Source organism: Endobacterium panacihumi (assembly GCF_050847465.1).
GTDB classification, from domain to species: Bacteria; Pseudomonadota; Alphaproteobacteria; order Rhizobiales; family Rhizobiaceae; genus Neorhizobium; species Neorhizobium panacihumi.
In genome coordinates, this window is sequence record NZ_JBOZRA010000028.1 from 1 (window position 1) to 398 (window position 398).

Below are 398 nucleotides of genomic sequence, written 5' to 3' on the forward strand. Positions count from 1 at the left end.
CCTGGTCCGCGTTCGCTCGCCACTACTTGCGGAGTCTCGGTTGATGTCCTTTCCTTCAGGTACTTAGATGTTTCAGTTCCCTGAGTTCGCTTCTTACACCCTATGTATTCAGGTGTAGATACCTTATTATTGATATCTAGAAACCTCATGCGTCCTTGACGCAGCGAATAGTGCTTAGTGAGTAGCGAATAGAATTCAAAAAAAACTATTCCCTACTCTCTATTCCCTACTCACTCACGCGCCAAAAGGCACATCAGATTTTCTAGATATCTAAGGTGGGTTGCCCCATTCGGAGATCCATGGATCAAAGCTTATTCGCAGCTCCCCACGGCTTTTCGCAGCGTATCACGTCCTTCTTCGCCTGTGCATGCCAAGGCATCCACCAAATGCCCTTACGA

General features: G+C 47.5%; 1 rRNA gene. It reads right to left on the bottom strand.

The features are described from left to right. Positions 1-398: ribosomal RNA gene (locus ACRQ1B_RS29195) — 23S ribosomal RNA — on the bottom strand; the annotation flags it as partial.